Origin of the sequence: Ancylobacter oerskovii, assembly GCF_018390555.1 — a bacterium.
In the GTDB taxonomy this organism is placed as follows: domain Bacteria; phylum Pseudomonadota; class Alphaproteobacteria; order Rhizobiales; family Xanthobacteraceae; genus Ancylobacter; species Ancylobacter oerskovii.
The window spans coordinates 1-1,455 of record NZ_JAHBGB010000024.1 but is presented as its reverse complement, the minus strand read 5'-3'; the positions used below and the strand labels follow the sequence as shown (position 1 = coordinate 1,455).

The 1,455-nt window shown below is 70.5% G+C and carries 2 protein-coding genes and 1 pseudogene; all 3 read left to right on the top strand.

Annotated features, from left to right (window positions below; translation table 11 throughout):
• Positions 1 to 221 (top strand): annotated as a pseudogene (locus tag KHC19_RS11845) (xanthine dehydrogenase family protein molybdopterin-binding subunit); the annotation flags it as partial.
• Entirely contained in the window at positions 221 to 544 is a 324-nt protein-coding gene (locus tag KHC19_RS11840; RefSeq protein ID WP_213352572.1) for a c-type cytochrome, read from the top strand. The pseudogene KHC19_RS11845 and the gene KHC19_RS11840, both read left to right, overlap by 1 nt.
• 34 nt (positions 545 to 578) lie before the next feature.
• A partial coding sequence (locus KHC19_RS11835) for an NAD(P)/FAD-dependent oxidoreductase (RefSeq protein WP_246548767.1) occupies positions 579 to 1,455 on the top strand: 877 nt, incomplete at its 3' end.

The following is a 1,455-nucleotide window of genomic DNA, read 5'->3' as shown; positions in this document are numbered from 1 at the left end:
AGGGCGGGCGCATGGAGCAGGAAAACTTCGACACCTATGAGGTGATGCGCCTTGCGCAGATGCCTGCGGTCGAGACCATCCTCGTGCCTTCCGGTGGCTTCTGGGGCGGGGTCGGCGAGCCGACCATCGCGGTCGCCGGCCCGGCGGTACTCAACGCGCTCTTCGCGGCGACGGGCAAGCGCTACCGCACCCTGCCGCTCAAGAACCATGAGCTGAGCTGATGCGCCTTATGCTTTTACTACTGCCGGCGCTGTGGGTGGCCATGCCCATGGCGCCGGCCGAGGCCGCGCCGCCGCGCGGGGCCACCTCCTGCACCGGCTGCCATCCGCGCACCGCGGGGCGCGGGCCGATTCCGAGCTTGAACGGACGGTCGTCGGAGCAGATCGTCTCGCAGATGACCGCCTTCCGCAGCGGCGAGCGCACGTCCACCGTGATGACGCGCATCGCCAAGGGGTTCAGCGATGAGGAAATCCGCGCCATCGCCGACTATTTCGCTGCCGGCGGCAACGCCCCGGCCGGCTCGGCTGCACCGGCTCAGCCGTAGGGGCCTGCTGCGCGGCCTCGCCGCCGGCGCCGCGATGCTCGGTGCGCCGACGGTGCTGGCGCCAACGGGTCCGCGCGTCGTCGTGGTTGGCGGTGGCTTTGCCGGGGCGAGCTTCGCCCGCGCGCTCAAGCGCGAGGATCCCACCATCGCCGTCGCCCTCGTCGAGCCGAGCGAGCCCTACACCGCCTGCCCGATGAGCAATGCGGTGATCGCCGGCCTGCCCGACATCGGCGCCCAGCATTTCGGCTATGGCGGGCTGGAGGACGACGGCATCGTCCATGTGCCGCAGCGCGTGGTGCGGGTCGACGCCGCCCGGCGCCGTGCGGTGCTCGCCGACGATGTCATGCTCGACTATGACCGGCTCGTCGTCGCACCGGGCATCGACATGCGCCTCGACGCCATCCCCGGCTATGACGCCGCCGCCGCCGAGCTGCTGCCGCATGCCTGGAAGGCGGGCGAGCAGACGCTGCTGCTGCGCCGCCAGTTGGAGGCGATGGAGGATGGCGGCCTCGTCATCATCGCCGCCCCGCCGAACCCGTTCCGCTGCCCGCCCGGCCCCTATGAGCGGGCGAGCCTGATCGCCCACTTCCTCCAGACCCGCAAGCCGCGCTCCAAGCTGCTCATCCTCGACGCCAAGGACGCCTTCTCCAAGCAGCGCCTGTTCGAACAGGCCTGGACAGAGCTCTATCCGGGGCTGGTGGAATGGGAGAGCCTCTCCTTCGGCGGCAAGGTCACCGAGGTCGACGCGCCCGCGCGCACGCTCACCACCGAGTTCGGCAGCCACAAGGCGGCGGTCGTCAACGTCATCCCGCCGCAGCGGGCAGGTGCCATCGCAACCACCATTGGTGTCGCCGACCAGACCGGCTGGTGTCCGATCGACCCGATGACCTTCGAATCCCGCCTCGTGTCGA